The organism is Pseudomonas acericola (SeqCode) (assembly GCF_053456465.1).
Map to the genome: position 1 here is coordinate 45,873 of NZ_JBRFJB010000007.1, position 18,864 is coordinate 64,736.

The 18,864-nt window shown below is 60.2% G+C and carries 15 protein-coding genes; 7 read left to right on the forward strand and 8 right to left on the reverse strand.

Translation table 11 applies throughout. The annotated features are described in order from the left end of the window. Position 1: 1 nt before the first annotated feature. The 3 genes from ACU688_RS22830 to gpmI form a co-directional block, all read right to left on the reverse strand. Positions 2 to 1,309: a S41 family peptidase gene (locus ACU688_RS22830; protein ID WP_448186470.1), complete on the reverse strand. Its 1,308-nt coding sequence runs from the start codon at positions 1,307 to 1,309 to the stop codon at positions 2 to 4. Between the two features lie 30 nt (positions 1,310 to 1,339). Beyond that, complete coding sequence (locus tag ACU688_RS22835; protein ID WP_448186471.1) at positions 1,340 to 2,635, reverse strand: murein hydrolase activator EnvC family protein; 1,296 nt, start codon at positions 2,633 to 2,635, stop codon at positions 1,340 to 1,342. A gap of 300 nt (positions 2,636 to 2,935) precedes the next feature. Next, positions 2,936 to 4,462: a 2,3-bisphosphoglycerate-independent phosphoglycerate mutase gene (gene gpmI / locus ACU688_RS22840; protein WP_448186472.1), complete on the reverse strand. Its 1,527-nt coding sequence runs from the start codon at positions 4,460 to 4,462 to the stop codon at positions 2,936 to 2,938. Between the two features lie 151 nt (positions 4,463 to 4,613). On the opposite strand from gpmI, the gene ACU688_RS22845 reads away from it, so the two are divergent. Genes ACU688_RS22845 through secB form a run of 3 tightly spaced genes read left to right on the forward strand, consistent with a single transcriptional unit; the run spans position 4,614 to position 5,794 of the window. Further along, on the forward strand, positions 4,614 to 5,027 hold the full coding sequence (locus tag ACU688_RS22845) for a rhodanese-like domain-containing protein (RefSeq protein WP_017734846.1): 414 nt from the start codon (positions 4,614 to 4,616) through the stop codon (positions 5,025 to 5,027). 1 nt (position 5,028) lies between these two features. Continuing rightward, on the forward strand, positions 5,029 to 5,280 hold the full coding sequence (grxC, locus tag ACU688_RS22850; RefSeq protein ID WP_448186473.1) for a glutaredoxin 3: 252 nt from the start codon (positions 5,029 to 5,031) through the stop codon (positions 5,278 to 5,280). Between the two features lie 34 nt (positions 5,281 to 5,314). Next, positions 5,315 to 5,794 (forward strand): protein-export chaperone SecB, encoded by a 480-nt coding sequence (gene secB / locus ACU688_RS22855; RefSeq protein WP_003171119.1) that lies wholly within the window; start codon positions 5,315 to 5,317, stop codon positions 5,792 to 5,794. 149 nt (positions 5,795 to 5,943) lie between these two features. Here secB and ACU688_RS22860 read toward each other — a convergent pair whose 3' ends face one another. Further along, positions 5,944 to 6,399: a tRNA (cytidine(34)-2'-O)-methyltransferase gene (locus tag ACU688_RS22860; protein ID WP_003171120.1), complete on the reverse strand. Its 456-nt coding sequence runs from the start codon at positions 6,397 to 6,399 to the stop codon at positions 5,944 to 5,946. On the opposite strand from ACU688_RS22860, the gene ACU688_RS22865 reads away from it, so the two are divergent. Next, complete coding sequence (locus ACU688_RS22865; protein WP_448186474.1) at positions 6,398 to 6,838, forward strand: hypothetical protein; 441 nt, start codon at positions 6,398 to 6,400, stop codon at positions 6,836 to 6,838. The two genes, ACU688_RS22860 and ACU688_RS22865, sit on opposite strands and share 2 nt — an antisense overlap. A gap of 536 nt (positions 6,839 to 7,374) precedes the next feature. On the opposite strand, the gene ntrC is transcribed toward ACU688_RS22865, so the two are convergent. The 3 genes from ntrC to glnA all read right to left on the reverse strand — a co-directional run bounded on the left by ntrC (position 7,375) and on the right by glnA (position 11,696). Beyond that, positions 7,375 to 8,811: a nitrogen regulation protein NR(I) gene (ntrC, locus tag ACU688_RS22870; protein WP_017734849.1), complete on the reverse strand. Its 1,437-nt coding sequence runs from the start codon at positions 8,809 to 8,811 to the stop codon at positions 7,375 to 7,377. Continuing rightward, positions 8,808 to 9,893 (reverse strand): nitrogen regulation protein NR(II), encoded by a 1,086-nt coding sequence (gene glnL, locus ACU688_RS22875; RefSeq protein ID WP_017734850.1) that lies wholly within the window; start codon positions 9,891 to 9,893, stop codon positions 8,808 to 8,810. The genes ntrC and glnL overlap by 4 nt, the downstream gene beginning before the upstream one ends. A gap of 396 nt (positions 9,894 to 10,289) precedes the next feature. Beyond that, positions 10,290 to 11,696 (reverse strand): glutamate--ammonia ligase, encoded by a 1,407-nt coding sequence (gene glnA / locus ACU688_RS22880; RefSeq protein WP_124525404.1) that lies wholly within the window; start codon positions 11,694 to 11,696, stop codon positions 10,290 to 10,292. 334 nt (positions 11,697 to 12,030) lie between these two features. On the opposite strand from glnA, the gene thiI reads away from it, so the two are divergent. Beyond that, positions 12,031 to 13,485: a tRNA uracil 4-sulfurtransferase ThiI gene (gene thiI / locus ACU688_RS22885; RefSeq protein WP_448186475.1), complete on the forward strand. Its 1,455-nt coding sequence runs from the start codon at positions 12,031 to 12,033 to the stop codon at positions 13,483 to 13,485. A 139-nt stretch (positions 13,486 to 13,624) separates the two neighbouring features. Continuing rightward, positions 13,625 to 15,445: a translational GTPase TypA gene (typA, locus tag ACU688_RS22890; RefSeq protein ID WP_017734854.1), complete on the forward strand. Its 1,821-nt coding sequence runs from the start codon at positions 13,625 to 13,627 to the stop codon at positions 15,443 to 15,445. 97 nt (positions 15,446 to 15,542) lie between these two features. Here typA and ACU688_RS22895 read toward each other — a convergent pair whose 3' ends face one another. Further along, positions 15,543 to 15,977 carry a YkgJ family cysteine cluster protein gene (locus tag ACU688_RS22895; RefSeq protein ID WP_017734855.1) on the reverse strand — a complete coding sequence of 145 codons (435 nt, stop codon included), beginning with the start codon at positions 15,975 to 15,977 and terminating at the stop codon, positions 15,543 to 15,545. A 239-nt stretch (positions 15,978 to 16,216) separates the two neighbouring features. On the opposite strand from ACU688_RS22895, the gene ACU688_RS22900 reads away from it, so the two are divergent. After that, the gene (locus tag ACU688_RS22900; RefSeq protein ID WP_448186476.1) at positions 16,217 to 18,667 is read left to right on the forward strand and encodes a glycogen/starch/alpha-glucan phosphorylase; all 2,451 of its coding nucleotides are present in this window, start codon (positions 16,217 to 16,219) and stop codon (positions 18,665 to 18,667) included. Positions 18,668 to 18,864: the final 197 nt, after the last annotated feature.

An 18,864-nucleotide genomic window follows, 5' to 3' on the forward strand; every position in this document is an offset into this window, starting at 1 on the left:
ATCAACGGCTGCGGGTGATGCTCAAGCCCTTGAGCAGGCTGAGCGCCTGGGCCAGTTGGTAGTCATCGTCCTGCGGCATCGGCTTGGCTTTGGCGGCGCTGCCGGTTGGCTGGTCGGCACCGCCGTTGCCATTGCCCAGGTGACCTTGCAGGTCCGCCTCTTTGTAGTACTCGCTGTCGGCCTCGTTGGTGATCTTGGCCTTGCGCACTTCAATGTCCGGCACGATGCCCTGGGCCTGGATCGAGCGGCCGTTCGGCGTGTAGTACAGCGCGGTGGTGATCTTCAAGGCGCGGTCGTTGTTCAGCGGCAACACGGTTTGCACCGAGCCTTTGCCGAAGCTGGTGGTGCCCATCAGCACGCCGCGCTTCTGGTCTTGCAGGGCACCGGCGACGATTTCCGAAGCCGAGGCGCTGCCGCCGTTGATCAGCACGGCCAATGGCACGTTTTCGCTGAGGTCGTTGCCGGTGGCCGAGAAGCGCAGCTCGGAGTTGGCGATACGGCCCTTGGTGTACACGATCAGGCCCTTGGTGATGAAGTGATCGACCACTTCCACCGCCGCCTGCAACACGCCGCCCGGGTTGTTGCGCAGGTCGAGCACGATGCCGTTGAGCTTCTTGCCGTTGTCCTTGCGCAGCTTGGCCAGGGCCTTGGCCACTTCGTCGCCGGTCTTGACCTGGAACTGGGTGATGCGGATGTAGCCGTAGCCCGATTCCAGCAGCTGGCTCTTCACGCTCTTGACCGTGATGGTCGCGCGGGTCAGCGTCACGTCGAACGGCGTACCGCCATCGCGCACCAGGGTCAGGGTGATTTTCTGGCCGATCTTGCCGCGCATCTTGTCCACGGCTTCGGTCATGGTCTGGCCACGGGTCGGCTGGCCGTTGATCTTGACGATAAAGTCGCCGGCCTGGATGCCGGCCTTGGACGCCGGGGTGTCGTCGATGGGCGAGACCACCTTGACGTTGCCGTCTTCGGAGCCGACTTCAATGCCCAGGCCGCCGAACTCACCGCTGGTGCTTTCCTGCAGCTCGGCGAAATCTTCCGGGCCGAGGTAGGCGGAATGCGGGTCAAGGTTGCTGAGCATGCCTTTGATGGCATTCTCCAGCAGGGTCTTGTCATCTACGGGGTCGACATAAGCCGCTTTGATCCGGTCCATGACCTCGGCAAAGGTGCGCAGCTCATCCAGCGGCAACGGCGCCTTGGTGGTCGCTACGGGTGCAGCCGGTGCAGCCGGTGCGGCGAAAGCCAGCGGCGCGCCGATCACCAGGGCGATGGTCAGGGCCAGCGAAGTGAGGCGGGACAAATGCAGCATGTCGAACGAACTCCTAATGTAGATGCGGCCCTATCCTTGGGAACGGCACCATTGTGCAGGATCGCTCGGGCGACCCTGCTGACGAATAGCGAAGTACAGCGCCGGGGTGTCCTGGCCACCACTGTTACCGACAGTGGAGATGGATTCACCGGCTTTTACAACATCACCTGCCGACTTGAGTAAAGTCTGATTGTGGCCATAAAGGCTCAAATAGCCATTACCGTGGTCCAAAATCACCAACAAACCGGCGCCCCGCAGCCAATCGGCAAACACCACACGGCCACCGTGGACGGCGTGGACCTGGCTGCCGGAAGAGGCGCTGATCATCACCCCGTCCCACTTGGCGCGGGTGTCATCGCCACGGGTTTCACCAAAGCGTGCCAGTAATCGACCATCAACTGGCCATGGAAGTTTGCCGCGGGCCGAAGCAAAAGGGCCGCCGAAGTTCTCGCCGGCGCTGGAAACCAGCGGGCCAGGGGCTGCATGCGCCGGTTTACGGGGCGCCGGGGCGTCCGTGGTGGCGGCCAGCTCGGCCTCACGCTGGCGCTTTTTTTCGGCCTCCTGCTGGGCGATCAGCGCTTTCTGGCGCGCTTCTTCGGCCTCACGTGCCTGGCGGGCCAGGGTTTCTTCGATGGTCTTGAGGACTTTGCCCAGGTCGGCCTGGTCCTGCTCGCGGGCCTGGAGCTTGGCGTCGCGGGCCTTCACGTCGTCATTGAGCTTGGCCAGGGCCTGCTGGCGTTCCTTGCGCACCTGTTCCAGCTGATCGCGCTGGGTGTCGAGGGCGGTTTTCTGGTCGAGCAGCTGTGATTGCTGGTCGGCAATTTCCTGCTCGACATTGGCCAGCTGGCGCAGGGTTTCGTTGAAACCCTTCAGTTGCGCAAGACGCGCCTGGCTCAGGTAATCGTAATAAGTGAGGGTGCGCGCGAATTTTTCCGGGTTCTGCTGGTTCAACAGCAGCTTGAGGTATTCCTGGCGACCACTCTGATAAGCGGCGCGGGCCTGGATCGCGATCAGGCGTTGCTGTTCAACGCGTGCGCTCTGGAGTTTTTTTTTCTCAGCGTCGAGTCGCTCCAGTTCCGACTCGCTCTTCTTTAATTCTTTTTGCAGCTCCTGGACCTGCTTCTCCAGCTTACCCATCTCGGTTTCCGTACCGCGCAGGTCTTTCTGCACCCCGGATTTTTCTTCCTGGAGCTTGCCGAGCAGCTTTTTCAGCTCGGTAATGTCCTGACGCGTAGCGTCCAACTGTTGTTGGGTTTGTGCGCGCTCATCGGCAAACGCCGGTTGGAGCAGGCAGACAAGGGCAAGGGAAATCAAGGCGCGAAGCATAGAGGCGGGCGACACCAGGGAAAGGGACGGCCTAGTATGCCCGCCAACTGCTGCAAAAAAAACGCCCAATTCGGGCTGGGGGGCAAGATAGGTGCTGAGTGGCGGGGGTATGGCTAAAAGACATCTCCGAAAGCTGTGCAAAACAAATGTGGGAGCGGGCTTGCTGTGGCGAGGGAGCTTGCTCCCGTTCGACAGCGAAGCTGGAGCCGGCTTTTTAGGGGGCGCTTCGCACCCCAGCGCAAGCAAGCTTGCTCGCCACAGCAAGCCCGCTCCCACACTGTTTTGTGGTGTATCCGAGATTTAGACCAGGATCGAAGTACCGGTCATCTCCACCGGCTTCTCCAGCCCCATCAGCTTCAGCATGGTCGGTGCCACATCGGCCAGCACGCCACCTTCACGTACTTTCAGATCACGCTTGCCGACGTAGATGAACGGCACTGGCTCGGTGGTGTGGGCGGTGTGGGCCTGGCCGGTGGATTCATCCGACATCTGCTCGCAGTTGCCGTGGTCAGCGGTGATCAGCGCTTCGCCGCCGACCTTTTCCAGCGCCTCGGCGATGCGGCCGACGCACTCGTCCAGGCACTCCACGGCCTTGGTCGCGGCGGCGAGGTTGCCGCTGTGGCCGACCATGTCGCCGTTGGCGTAGTTGACCACGATCACGTCATAACGCTGGTGTTCGATGGCATCGACGATCTTGTCGGTGACTTCCGGCGCGCTCATTTCCGGTTGCAGGTCGTAGGTGGCGACTTTTGGCGACGGGATCAGGATGCGCTCTTCGCCCGGGAACGGTTCTTCCCGACCTCCGGAGAAGAAGAAGGTCACGTGGGCGTATTTTTCGGTTTCGGCGATGCGCAGCTGGGTCTTGCCGTTTTTCGCCAGGTAGTCGCCGAGCACGTTTTCCAGGCTGCCCGGCGCGAATGCGGCAGGGGCCGGAATGCTGGCGGCGTATTGAGTCAGGCCGACGTAATGGACTTTCGGCTGGCGCGCGCGTTCGAACTCGCTGAAACCGTCTTCGACAAACACCCGGCTCAACTCGCGGGCGCGGTCGGCGCGGAAGTTCATGAAGATCACGGCGTCGCCGTCTTCCACTTTCACCGGCTCGCCGATGGTGGTGGCCTTGACGAATTCATCGCTCTCGCCACGGGCATAGGCGGCTTCCAGGCCTTCCTGGGCGGTGGCGGCGTTGAATTCGGCCTGGCCGTCGACGATCAGGTTGTAGGCCTGGGACACGCGGTCCCAGCGGTTGTCGCGGTCCATGGCGAAATAACGGCCCACCAGGCTGGCGATGCGGCCTTTGCCCAGCGCGGCGAAGGTGGCGTCCAGCAGTTCGATGGACGATTGCGCGCTTTTCGGCGGGGTGTCGCGGCCGTCGAGGAAGGCGTGCAGGTAGATCTTGTCGGCACCGCGCTTGAAGGCCAGTTCGGCCATGGCGACCAGATGGTCCTGGTGGCTGTGTACGCCGCCATCGGACAACAGGCCCATGAAGTGCACGGCCTTGCCGGCAGCCACGGCTTTATCGACGGCGGCGCAGATGGTCGGGTTCTCAAAGAACTCGCCATCGCGGATCGCTTTGGTCACGCGGGTGAAGTCTTGATAGACCACTCGTCCGGCGCCGAGATTCATGTGGCCGACTTCCGAGTTGCCCATCTGGCCGTCCGGCAGGCCCACGTCCATGCCGGAGCCGGAGATCAAACCGTTGGGCATCGTCGCGGTCAGGCGGTCGAGTACGGGCTTCTTGGCCGCGTATACCGCGTTGTCGTGGTGGCTTTCACTGTGTCCGAAGCCATCGAGAATTATCAGGACCAAAGGTTTAGGCGTAGTAGTCATAGATCCTCTCGTGGCGGTAATAAAGGAAGGCGATTGAAAAGGGAGTGGCAGTTTAAAGCGAAGTTCCGACCGCGTCACCGCTTTACGGGGGTTGGCCGCCCCTGACGGCTGTGTATACTTACCGCCATTTTAACGCCCTGGAACCTCCTTGATGGTTGATCACCTGATTGCATTTGCCACTGCCCACTATCTGCTCGTGGGTGCCTTCGTCATCCTGCTGGCGCTGCTGATCGCTCACGAGATGAGCCGTGGTGGCCGCAGCCTGAGCACAGCGGAGCTGACCGCGCTGGTCAACAAGGATGAGGCCGTTGTCGTGGACATCCGCCCGGCCAAGGATTTTGCCGCCGGGCATATCGTCGGTGCCCTGAACATTCCACAGGACAAGCTGATCGCGCGCCTGGCCGAGCTGGAAAAACACAAGGCCAAGACCATCATTCTGGTCGATGCCCAGGGCCAGCACGCCGGCACCCACGCCCGCGAAATGCTCAAGGCCGGTTTCACCGCCGCCAAACTGTCCGGCGGTATCGGCAGCTGGAAAGCCGATAACCTCCCGCTGGTGAAGTGATATGAGCCAGGTTGTCGTGTATTCCAGCGATTGGTGCCCTTACTGCATGCGTGCCAAGGCCTTGCTGGAGAAAAAGGGCGTTGCCTTCGAAGAAATCAAGGTCGATGGCAAACCCCAGGTGCGTACCGAAATGGCCCAGAAGGCAGGGCGCTCTTCGGTGCCGCAGATCTGGATTGGTTCCCAACATATCGGTGGTTGCGACGACCTGTATCGCTTGGAAGACGCCGGTAAACTCGACGCATTGCTCGCCTAACCCCTAAAAGACCCCAAGATCACAAGGATCTGCGATGACTGACCAACAGAACACCGAAGCTGCGCAAGACCAAGGCCCACAGTTCTCGCTGCAGCGCATCTACGTGCGTGACCTGTCGTTCGAAGCGCCGAAAAGCCCGGCGATCTTCCGCCAGGAATGGACCCCAAGCGTTGCGCTGGACCTGAACACCCGTCAAAAGGCACTGGAAGGCGACTTCCACGAAGTCGTGCTGACCCTGTCGGTGACCGTGAAGAACGGCGAAGAAGTGGCCTTCATCGCTGAAGTGCAACAGGCCGGTATCTTCCTGATCCAGGGCCTGGACGAAGCGTCCATGAGCCACACCCTTGGCGCGTTCTGCCCGAACATCCTGTTCCCGTATGCCCGTGAGACCCTGGACAGCCTGGTCACCCGTGGCTCGTTCCCAGCGCTGATGCTGGCACCGGTGAACTTCGATGCCCTGTACGCGCAAGAGCTGCAGCGCATGCAACAGGAAGGTTCGTCGACTGTTCAATAAGTCGACGCGGTAAAAAAATGTGGGAGCTGGCTTGTGTGGGAGCTGGCTTGCCTGCGATAGCATCACCTCGGTATCACTGATACACCGAGGTGTCTGCATCGCGGGCAAGCCCGGCTCCCACACAAGCCAGCTCCCACATTTTGTTTGTGTTATTTGAAACCGAGTTGACGCCAGCCTTCGTAGACGGCAACGGCGACGGTGTTCGATAGGTTCAAGCTGCGGCACCCTTCACGCATCGGCAATCGCAAGCGATGGCCATCAGGCAGGGCATCCAGCACCTCGGCCGGCAGACCGCGACTCTCGGGGCCAAACAGGAAGGCGTCGCCTTCGGCAAAGCTGGCATCATGAAACGGCCGCGAGCCCTTGGTGGTGAACGCGAACAACCGTGGGTGCCCCAGGCTTTCCAGGCAGCTGGCCAGGTCGGCGTGGCGCTTGAGCGTGGCGTACTCGTGATAGTCCAGCCCGGCACGACGCAGGCGCTTGTCGTCCATGTCGAAACCCAAAGGCTCGATCAAATGCAGGTGGCAGCCACTGTTGGCGCACAGCCTGATAACGTTGCCGGTATTCGGCGGAATTTCTGGTTGAAAAAGGATGACGTGAAACATGCACGGCTCCGAAGGTAAAGATGCGCTGCATTCTACCCCCGAAGAGGACCCAAGACCGAAGCTAATGCCGAGGGTCATGGGCTCTTTGGCGATTGTCGGCATGATGGTGGGCCTGATGATCGGTCGTCTGACCACGGCGGACCCGGTGGAGCTGCAACAGCTTGATACGGCGGCGGATGGCGTGGTGGTGTGGTTCAACAGCGAACCCAAGCTGCACGGCGAGCATATCGACGGCACCGTGGCGCTGCTGTTCGACGCCCAGGGCAAAGCCGCCAGTGGGCAACTCAAGGTCAATGACAAGGATGTGAACTGGCGCATCCGCAAGACCGATGGCGGCCTGCTGCTGAACCTGGTGGCGGCTCGGCCGTTGCGCGGGGAGTGGGAGGGCGAGAAGGCCGAAGGCCGCTGGCGGTTGGAGATCCATCTCCAGGAGCAATAAAAGAGGGAGTTCCCGGCCTGCCTGTACCAGGGCTCCCAAAACGGGGTGAAGCCGCACGGGCTTCGGTGTTAAAGAGGGAATCCCCGGCCTGCCTGTACCAGGGTTCCCCAAAGCGGTGTGGAGCGCGACGCGGTTCGCATCAAGCACCCCGGGTGTAAAGAGGGGATTCTCGGCCTGCCTGTACCAAGGTCCCCGAAACTGGGTTGTATAAGGGTTATTGCAGGGTGCGTGCCAGACTTGTCGGGTTGGGCTAAAAAAATTCTTTAGAAAGCGCAAAGCCCCGGGATACGGGGCTTTGGTGTTTTTGGTTTTCAGGTTTTTATCAATGACGCTGAAGTTTCGTGTGTTGGTTCTATGCCCAATGCCGGTTCATGGTGCCTTGAAGCGGTGCACGGTATTGGGTCCGGCACAAAACAACTGTGGGAGCTGGCTTGCCTGCGATAGCGGTGTATCAGTCATATATCCTGTGACTGACACGGCGCTATCGCGGGCAAGCCCGCTCCCACATTGGATTTTCGGTGGAGGTTAGAGAGATGTCAGGCGTCATCGCCCTCGTCATCATCCCCGCCATCAACCTTCATCCCCAACTCCTTGATCTTGCGGGTCAAGGTATTGCGGCCCCAACCCAGCAGCACGGCAGCATCGCGACGGCGACCGGCGGTGTGTTTCAATGCAGTCTCGATCATGATCCGCTCAAACGCCGGCACGGCGCTGTCCAGCAGGTTCGACTGGCCGCGTGCCAGGGCCTGGTCGGCCCATTGGCGCAGCGCCTGCTCCCAGTTGGTCACCGGCGCCGAGTCCTGCGGCAGGCTCAGCAGCTCGGGCGGCAGGTCGCTGATGTGCACTTCGCGGCCGGACGCCATCACCGTGATCCAGCGGCAGGTGTTCTCCAGTTGGCGCACGTTGCCCGGCCATGGCAGGTTCTTCAGGTATTCCTCGGTCTCGCTTTTCAGCAGCTTCGGCTCGACGGCCAGCTCCTGGGCGGCGCGGCTGAGGAAGTGGCGGGCCAGGGTCGGGATGTCTTCGCGACGGTCCGACATGCGCGGGATGTGGATGCGGATCACGTTGAGGCGGTGGAACAAGTCCTCACGGAACTTGCCTGCGTGTACCAGGGTTTCCAGGTTCTGGTGGGTCGCCGCGATGATGCGCACGTCGACCTTGACCGGCGTGTGTCCGCCGACGCGATAGAACTCACCGTCCGCCAGCACGCGCAACAGGCGAGTCTGGGTGTCGGCCGGCATGTCGCCGATTTCATCGAGGAACAACGTGCCGCCGTCGGCCTGTTCAAAGCGCCCGCGTCGCAGGTTGGCCGCGCCGGTGAACGCGCCTTTCTCGTGGCCGAACAGTTCGGACTCCATCAAGTCCTTGGGAATCGCCGCCATGTTCAACGCAATGAACGGCGACGCTGCCCGGGGGCTGTGGCGGTGCAGGGCGTGGGCGACCAGTTCTTTACCGGTACCCGACTCGCCGTTGATCAGCACGGTGATGTTGGAGTGGCTCAAGCGCCCGATGGCGCGAAACACTTCCTGCATCGCCGGCGCTTCACCGATGATTTCCGGGGTGCGGGTCAGGGCCGGTGGGGCTTCCTGGCTTTGTTGTTCCTGGGCGTGCTGGTTGGCGCGCTTGACCAGCGCCACCGCCTCGTCCACGTCGAACGGCTTGGGCAGGTATTCAAAGGCGCCGCCCTGGTAGGACGCGACAGCGCTGTCCAGGTCCGAGTGCGCGGTCATGATGATCACCGGCAGGCGCGGATGCTGCTCGCGGATGCGTGCCAGCAGGTCCAGGCCACTGGCGCCGGGCATGCGGATGTCGGAGATGATCACGTCGGGCTGCTGGCGCGCGAGGCGGCTCATCACGCCGTCGGCGCTGTCGAAGCTCTGGGTGGTCATGCCTTCCTGTTGCAAGGCTTTCTCGAGGACCCAGCGGATAGAACGGTCGTCATCGACGATCCAGACAGTTTCACTACGGCTCATGTCGATGGGGCTCCTTGTTCCAGTGGCAGAAAGATCGAGAACGTGGTGTGGCCAGGATGGCTCTCACATTCGATCAGACCCTGGTGCTGGCTGATGATGTTCTGGGTAATGGCCAGGCCCAGCCCGGTACCGTCCGGGCGGCCGCTGACCATGGGAAAGAAGATGGTTTCCTGAAGTTCCGCAGGAATGCCCGGGCCGTTGTCGATGATCTCGACCTTGGTCACCAGGCGATGGCGCACATGGCCAATGGTGAACTGGCGCAGGGCGCGGGTGCGCAGGCTGATGCGGCCCAGGCGCAGCTCGTTCTGGCTGCTGATGGCCTGCATGGCGTTGCGCACGATATTGAGCACCGCCTGGATCATCTGCTCGCGGTCGATCAACACGTCGGGAATGCTTGGGTCATAGTCGCGCACCAAGGTGATGCAGCCCTGGCTTTCGGCCTCGACCAACTGGCACACACGCTCCAGCACTTCGTGCACGTTGGTCATCGCCAGGGACGGCAGCTTGTTGGAGCCGAGCATGCGGTCCACCAGGTTACGCAGGCGGTCGGCTTCCTCGATGATGACGTTGGTGTAGTCCTTGAGGTTCTCGTCGGGCAGCTCGCGGGCCAGCAGTTGCGCGGCGCCACGGATGCCGCCGAGCGGGTTCTTGATCTCATGGGCCAGGCCGCGCACCAGCATCTTGCTGGTCTCCTGCTTGGACAGCTGTGCTTCTTCCTTGGTGATGCGCAGCAGGCGGTCGCGCGGGTGCACTTCGAGCAACAGCAGGGTCGTGCCGTTGCTGAGGATCGGGGTCACGGCGTAGTCGACGGTCAGCGTCTGGCCGGTGAGGGCGGTGAGCATCGCTTCACGCTTGGTAAACGGGTGTGCCTGCTCCACGGCCTGGCGCAACGAGCTCAAGGCTTCGGCCGACTCGGTGAACAATTCGCTGATGAACTGCCCATGGCTGCGCTGGCCGCTGATGGCCAGGAGCATCTCCGCCGCCGGGTTCATGTACTCAAGACGCAGGTCGTCATTGAGCAGGATGGTCGCGGTGGTCAGGTTGTCGAGTAGCAAACGGTGCAGTGCATCGCTGATGGTCATCAGGACCTCTTTTGGAGCAAGGCGCGGGCTTGAGGCACACGCTGATACAAGGAAAATGCAAAAACCAAACCAAGGCTCCGAAAAGAAGCGTAAATGCCCTGGAATGGGGGTTTAGGGCGCGAATCTGTGGCGTTCTGCCAGCTTGCTCGGGAAGTTTCGAACCAAAATGGGCTGGCAGGTGGGAAGGGTGCAGCCTGTCGCACCAATATAGTGCGGTTTTGTGAAGCTTGTTCAGGAAGCCTGCAAATGAGTGTCTGAATGCACTCTGTTCAAATGTGGGAGCAGGCAAGCCAGCTCCCACATTGTGGTTGGCGTATGACTACAAATGTTGGGCAAAAAAAAAGACCTCCCGAAGGAGGCCTTTTTTGTCACGCCACGTTAAGCAGCGCTACCGGATCAGCAGCTGTAGTACAGCTCGTATTCCAGTGGGTGTACGAAGGTGCGGACCTTGATTTCTTCTTCGCTTTTCAGGGCGATGTAGGCATCGATAAAGTCGTCGCTGAACACGCCGCCTTTGGTCAGGAACGCACGGCCCTTGTCCAGCTCTTCCAGGGCTTCTTTCAGGCTGCCGCACACTTGTGGGATCTCTTTGGCCTCTTCAGGCGGCAGGTCGTACAAGTTTTTGTCGGCGGCGTCGCCTGGGTGGATCTTGTTCTGGATGCCGTCCAGGCCAGCCATCAGCAGGGCGGCGAAAGCCAGGTACGGGTTGGCAGCCGGGTCCGGGAAACGTGCTTCGATACGGCGGCCACGCGGGCTGTTCACGTAAGGAATACGGATCGAGGCGGAACGGTTACGGGCCGAGTAGGCCAGCATGACCGGTGCTTCGAAACCTGGTACCAGACGCTTGTAGGAGTTGGTCGCCGGGTTGGTGAAGCCGTTCAGGGCCTTACCGTGCTTGATGATACCGCCGATGAAGTACAGGGCAGTTTCCGACAGGCCGGCATAGCCTTCGCCTGCGAAGGTGTTCTTGCCATCTTTGGCGATGGACATGTGAACGTGCATACCCGAACCGTTATCGCCGTACAGCGGCTTCGGCATGAAGGTCGCGGTGCGGCCGTAGGCGTCAGCAACGTTGTGGACAACGTATTTCAGGGTCTGAACTTCGTCAGCTTTCTTCACCAGGGTGTTGAACTTGACGCCGATTTCGTTCTGGCCGGCAGTTGCCACTTCGTGGTGGTGAACTTCAACGACTTGGCCCATTTCTTCCAGTGCGTTGCACATGGAGGTACGGATTTCGTGGTCGTGGTCGAACGGAGGCACTGGGAAGTAGCCGCCTTTGACGCCTGGACGGTGGCCTTTGTTGCCGCCTTCGATGTCTTGGTCGGACATCCACGAGCCTTGCTCGGAGAAGATCTTGAACATCGAACCGGAGATGTCGGACTTGAACTTCACTTCGTCGAAGATGAAGAACTCAGGCTCTGGACCGCAGAAGACGGTGTCACCGATACCGGTGGTCTTCAGGTATTCCTCGGCACGGTGGGCGATGGCGCGCGGGTCGCGGTCGTAGCCTTGCATGGTCGAAGGTTCGATGATGTCGCAGACCAGGATCAGGGTCGGCTCTTCGGTGAACGGGTCCAGAACGGCGGAGTCGTCGTCCGGCAGCAGGATCATGTCGGAGGCTTCGATGCCTTTCCAGCCAGCGATGGAGGAACCGTCGAACATCTTGCCGACTTCGAAGAAGTCGTCTTCCAGCGCGTCACGAGCCGGCATGGTCACGTGGTGCTGCGTGCCTTTGGTGTCCGTGAAGCGCAGATCAATCCATTTAACGTCATGATCTTTGATGAGTTGAACCGACTTCGACATAGTGTCCTCCGGGTGGCTTCGGGCTGGGGTAGTGGAGTTAGCCCTTAGAATGTGGGTGATGCCGGCGCGGATAGTCCGCCATGGCAACCTGCCTCACAAGAGAGCAAATTGCATGCCAGTGCGCCAACATGGGTTTTTTGGTCCAAAAACGCCCCTATAAAGGTGCAATGCGACAAAAGCCCGAAAATGGCGCACCGCAATGTGGCGCAAGCGCCTGAAAATGCACTGCTTTAGTGCGTGCGTAGTCCGATGCATATTAACTGGTTAAACCTTGAGCGATTTCCGCTATAATCCGCGCCCCCCTTTTTCAGCAGGCCCGGCGCGCGCTGTTTCCATGAAATTAATCGTTAAAGTCTTCCCCGAGATCACCATCAAGAGCCGACCGGTACGGACGCGTTTCATCCGTCAGTTGGCCAAGAACATCCGTGCCGTGCTCCGTGACCTGGACCCGGCTGTGGTGGTGAACGGCGTGTGGGACAACCTCGAACTGGAAACCCGCATCACCGACGCCAAAGCCTTGAAGGACATGACCGAGCGCCTGAGCTGCATGCCGGGCATCGCGCATTTCCTGCAGGTGGATGAGTACCCGCTGGGCGACTTCGACGACATCACCGAGAAGTGCAAACAGCACTTCGGCAGCGAGATCGAAGGCAAGATCTTTTCGGTGCGTTGCAAGCGCGCCGGCAAGCACACCTTCAGCTCCATGGACGTCGAGAAATACGTCGGCAGCAAGCTGCGTCGCGAGTGCGGCGCCGCCGGAATTTCCCTGAAAGCGCCGCAAATTGAAGTGCGCATGGAAATTCGCGACCAACGGTTGTTTGTCATCCACAGCCAGCACAACAGCATCGGCGGCTACCCGCTGGGCGCCCTGGAACAGACCCTGGTGTTGATGTCTGGCGGTTTCGATTCCACGGTGGCGGCCTACCAGATCATGCGGCGCGGCCTGATGAGCCACTTCTGCTTCTTTAACCTGGGCGGGCGTGCACACGAATTGGGCGTGATGGAAGTCGCGCACTTTATCTGGAAGAAGTACGGCAGCTCCCAACGCGTGCTATTTGTAAGCGTGCCGTTTGAGGAAGTGCTGGGAGAAATTCTCGGTAAAGTCGATAACAGTCATATGGGCGTGGTATTGAAGCGTATGATGTTGCGCGCTGCGTCGCGGATCGCCGAGCAACTGCAGATCGACGCCCTGGTGACCGGTGAAGCCATCTCCCAGGTTTCCAGCCAAACGCTGCCGAACCTGTCGCTGATCGATTGCGTCACCGAGAAGCTGGTCTTGCGCCCGCTGATCGCCAGCCACAAGCAGGACATCATCGACCTGGCCGAAGAAATTGGCACGGCCGACTTTGCCAAGCACATGCCTGAATATTGCGGGGTCATCTCGGTGAACCCCAAGACCCACGCCAAGCGCAACCGCGTGGAGTACGAAGAACAACAGTTCGACATGGCCGTTCTGGAGCGTGCGCTCGAGAACGCCAAGCTGGTGCCGATCGATCGCGTGATCGACGAATTGGGCCAGGACATCAAGATCGAAGAAGTCAGCGAAGCCCTGGCCGGCCAGATCGTCATCGACATCCGTCACCCGGATGCCGCTGAAGATGAGCCGCTGGAAATCGCTGGCATCGACGTGCAAACGCTGCCGTTTTATGCATTGAACGCGCGTTTCAAGGAACTGGATAACAGCCGTCAGTACCTGCTGTATTGCGACAAAGGCGTGATGAGTCGCCTGCATGCCCACCATTTGCTCAGTGAGGGGCATGCCAATGTGCGCGTTTATCGACCGAGCTAAGAGCCCGGGGCTGTTTGCCTGTGGCCTGCGTCACCGGCCCCCCGACTCTGCCGTCAAGCTGTAACGGCAAGGCCTGACTCTACTGTTAATCGCTGCCACGACCTGTCAGCACACCGAATCCTCTGATCGAGATACACAAGTGATCGAAAATCTACGTAACATCGCCATCATTGCTCACGTTGACCATGGTAAAACCACCCTGGTAGACAAACTCCTGCGTCAATCCGGCACCCTGGAGCGCAACGAGCTCAACGACGAGCGCGTGATGGACTCCAACGACCAGGAAAAAGAGCGCGGTATTACCATCCTGGCTAAAAACACCGCTATCAACTGGAACGGCTACCACATCAACATCGTGGATACCCCGGGCCACGCCGACTTCGGCGGCGAAGTAGAACGCGTAATGTCGATGGTTGACTCCGTTCTGCTGCTGGTTGATGCCCAAGACGGCCCTATGCCGCAAACCCGTTTCGTGACCAAGAAGGCTTTCGAAGCCGGCCTGCGTCCAATCGTGGTGATCAACAAGGTTGACCGTCCAGGCGCGCGTCCGGACTGGGTTCTGGACCAGATCTTCGACCTGTTCGACAACCTGGGTGCTACCGAAGAACAGCTGGACTTCAAAGTCGTCTACGCCTCGGCCCTGAACGGCATTGCCGGTCTGGACCACACCGACATGGCTGAAGACATGACCCCGCTGTACCAGTCGATCGTCGACAACGTACCAGCGCCGAAAGTTGACCGTGACGGCCCGTTCCAGATGCAAATCTCGGCACTGGACTACAACAGCTTCCTGGGCATTATCGGTGTTGGCCGTATCGCTCGTGGTCGCGTCAAGCCGAACACTCCGGTTGTGGCTATCGACGCCGACGGCAAGAAGCGTAACGGTCGTATCCTGAAGCTGATGGGTCACCACGGTCTGCACCGTGTAGACGTTGAAGAAGCGGCTGCCGGCGACATCGTCTGCATCAGCGGCATGGACTCGCTGTTCATCTCCGACACCCTGTGCGACCCGCTGAACGTTGAAGCGATGAAGCCGTTGACCGTTGACGAGCCAACCGTTTCCATGACCTTCCAGGTAAACGACTCGCCATTCTGCGGTAAAGAAGGCAAGTTCGTGACTTCCCGTAACATCAAGGAACGTCTGGACAAAGAGCTGCTGTACAACGTTGCACTGCGCGTTGAAGAAGGCGACTCGGCTGACAAGTTCAAAGTATCGGGCCGTGGCGAGCTGCACTTGTCCGTACTGATCGAAACCATGCGTCGTGAAGGCTTCGAAATGGGCGTTGGTCGTCCAGAAGTGATCATCCGCGTTGTAGACGGCGTGAAGAACGAGCCGTTCGAAAACGTCACCATCGACACCCCGGAAGAATCCCAGGGCAAGGTGATGGAAGAGATGGGCCTGCGTAAAGGCGACCTGACCAACATGGTGCCGGATGGCAAAGGCCGTGTACGTCTGGAATACAACATCCCTGCTCGCGGTCTGATCGGTTTCCGTAACCAGTTCCTGACCCTGACCAACGGTGCTGGCATCCTGACCTCGATCTTCGACCGTTACGACGTGATGAAGTCCGGCCAAATGTCCGGCCGTCAGAACGGCGTTCTGGTATCGGTAGAAACCGGCAAGGCGCTGACCTACTCCCTGGAAACCCTCCAGGCGCGTGGCAAGCTGTTCGTTGAACACGGTCAAGAGATCTACAACGGTCAGATCGTTGGTCTGAACAGCCGTGACACCGACATGGGCGTCAACCCAACCAAAGGCAAGAAGCTCGACAACATGCGTGCTTCGGGCAAAGACGAAACCATCGCTCTGGTTCCACCTGTTCGCTTCACCCTGGAACAGGCCCTGGAATTCATCCAGGACGACGAGCTGTGCGAAGTGACGCCTAAGTCGATCCGCCTGCGTAAGAAGATCCTGGACGAAGGCGAGCGTACCCGCGCTGCCAAGAAAGCCAAGAACTGAGTTAACTCAGGCTGAATGAAAAACGCCCCCGGTCGAAAGGCCGGGGGCGTTTTTTTGTGCCTGCGATGAGGGCCTAAAGGGCACTACAAAATATGGATCAGAACTTGTCGAGGGTCTTGAACTTGGTCTCGCGCACCACTTCCTTCGGCTTATACGCGCAATAGCCCGGGCGCGGCCCGATCTTCGGGTGGTTGCGGCAGGTATCCGGGCGCTTGTCATAAATAGTGCAGAAGCGCGTCTTACGATCCAGGAACAGGCAGTCGTTGTTGCTCATGCGCTGCAGGGTAAAAATCTCGGACTTGGAATTGAAGCGCTCAACGATGCCTTCTTTCTGCAAGCGCTTGGCGATGTTCTTCGCCGGGTCGCCGAGTTCGAACTCATCGACCAGGCCAATGCGGATCAGGTCCTTGACCTTCACTTCCACCGGCAGCGTACAGCAGCTGGACACGCAGCCACCGCACATGTGCGCGGAGTATTTCTGCCACGTTTCAAGACGGTCGAGTTCCGCGGCGGCGATCAGTTGAGGCTTCATCAGGGTTCCAAAAGGTGGGGCTGTATCCGGGCGCGCGATCATACCGGGATTGGTGATTTTTTGAACAATATTTTCTCGGTTTCAGCCAGAAGGCGCACCGCAGGCAAAGCAGGCACGGCCAATGCATCAAAAACCGGCAAAGGTAAATGCGTTAAAAAAGTGCCGAACCAGAGCGGTCACCGTCTGTCAGACCGTCTAGGCTCTAGCAACTCCTTCTATCTCGCCCGAGGTCGCATCTGATGTCTCAGGAACCACTTGCACGAGAAGCAGAGGTAGCCGCATTCCGCGATGCCGTCTTGACCAAACTCACCTACGCGGTGGGCAAGGACCCGGATCACGCCTTCGACCACGACTGGTTCGAAGCCATTGCCCTGGCCGCGCGCGACCAGATGGTCGATCACTGGATGGACCACACGCGGCGCATCTACCGCAAAGGCCAGAAGCGCGTTTATTACCTCTCCCTGGAATTCCTCATCGGCCGTCTGCTCTACGACAGCCTGAGTAACCTCGGCGTGCTGGAGATTGCCCGCGAAGCCCTGGCCGAGCTGGGCGTGGACCTTGAGCGCATCCGCCTGCTGGAGCCTGACGCAGCGCTCGGCAATGGTGGCCTGGGCCGTTTGGCGGCGTGCTTCATGGAAAGCATGTCGACCTTGGGCATTGCCGGCCACGGCTATGGCATCCGGTATGAACATGGCCTGTTCCGCCAGGCGATTGTCGATGGCTGGCAACAGGAACAGACCGAGCACTGGCTGGATTTCGGCAACCCGTGGGAGTTCGAACGGCCCGAAGTGGTGTATTCCATTGGCTTTGGCGGCAGCGTCGAAACCCGGCCAGATGCTGCGGGTAAGCTGATCCAGATCTGGACGCCCAACGAAACCGTGCGCGCCATTGCCTACGACACCCCGGTGGTCGGCTGGCGCGGTGCCAGCGTCAACACCCTGCGCCTGTGGCGTGCCCGCGCTGTGGAAGACCTGCACCTGGAGCGCTTCAACGCCGGTGACCACCTTGGCGCCGTCGCCGAAGTAGCCCGCGCCGAAAGCATCTCCCGCGTGCTTTACCCGGCCGACAGCACCGAAGCGGGGCAGGAACTGCGCCTGCGCCAGGAATACTTCTTTGTCGCCGCCTCCCTGCAAGACCTGCTGCGCCGCCACAAGAACATGCACGGCTCGGTCCTCAGCCTGGGCGAGCACGCGGCGATCCAGCTCAACGACACCCACCCGTCCATCGCCGTGGCCGAGTTGATGCGCCAGTTGGTGGACCTGCACGACATCGCCTGGGATGCGGCCTGGCAGGTCACCGTCGAAACCCTTTCCTACACCAACCACACCCTGCTGCCCGAAGCCTTGGAAACCTGGCCTGTAGGTTTGATGGAACGCATGCTGCCCCGGCACATGCAGATCATCTACCTGATCAACGCCCAGCACATCGACTCGCTGCGCGCCAAGGGCATCCACGACTTCGACGTGCTGCGCGCCGTGTCGCTGATCGAAGAAGACAACGGCCGCCGCGTGCGCATGGGCAACCTGGCGTTCCTCGGCTCCCACAGCGTCAATGGCGTGTCGGGTTTGCACACCCAGTTGATGCGCAGCACGGTGTTCTCCGAACTGCACAAGCTCTACCCCGAACGCATCAACAACAAAACCAACGGCATCACCTTCCGCCGCTGGCTGTACCAGGCCAACCCCAAACTCACCGAGATGCTCGTGCAAGCCCTTGGCCCGGACATCCTCGACCAACCCGAACAGCGCCTGATCGAGCTGGAACCGTTTGCCGACAAACAGGCGTTCCGCAAAGAGTTCGCCGAGCAACGCCTGCACAGTAAAAGGGCACTGGCGGAAATCATCCACGAACGCCTGGGCATCTCGGTCAACCCGGCGGCGATGTTCGACGTGCAGGTCAAGCGCATCCACGAATACAAGCGCCAACTGCTCAACCTGCTGCACACCGTGGCGCTGTACCAGGCGATCCGTGCCGAGCCGGGCACCGACTGGGTGCCACGGGTGAAGATCTTCTCGGGCAAGGCGGCGGCCAGTTATCACCAGGCCAAGTTGATCATCAAGCTGACCAACGACATCGCCCGCACCGTCAACAACGACCCCACCGTGCGCGGCCTGCTCAAGGTGGTGTTCCTGCCCAACTACAACGTCAGCCTGGCGGAAAGCATCATCCCGGCGGCGGACTTGTCGGAGCAGATCTCCACCGCCGGCTTTGAAGCCTCGGGCACCAGCAACATGAAGTTCGGCCTCAACGGCGCGCTGACCATCGGCACCATGGACGGCGCCAACGTGGAGATGCACGAGCGCGTCGGTGCCGAACACATGTTTATCTTCGGCCTCAGCGCCCAGCAGGTGGAAGCGCGTAAACATGCCGGTGAATTCAACGCCGGGCCCGATATTGCCGCGTCCCATCGCCTCAACGATGTGCTGCAAGCGATCCGTGGCGGGGTGTTCTCGCCGGATGATCCGGGCCGTTATGTGGGTTTGATCGACGGGCTGGTCGACTACGACCGTTTCCTGGTGTGTGCCGACTTCGACTCCTACTGGGACGCCCAGGCGCGGGTCGAAGCGCATTGGCACGATTCCAAGGCGTGGTGGCGCTCGGCGGTGCTCAATACGGCGCGGATGGGCTGGTTCAGTTCCGACCGAACCATCCGCGAATACGCCACCGAAATCTGGAAAGCCCTCGACTAAACCCCGCAACACCCTGTGGGAACAGGCTCTTGTGGGAGCGGGCTTGCCCGCGATTACGGTGTGTCAGTTAACAAATATGTCGACTGGCACACCGCAATCGCGGGCAAGCCCGCTCCCACATAAGCCCACATAAGCCTTCTCCCACATTGCTCTCGCGTCGATATACTAGGCCTCGGTTTGCCTAGGGATTATCGACC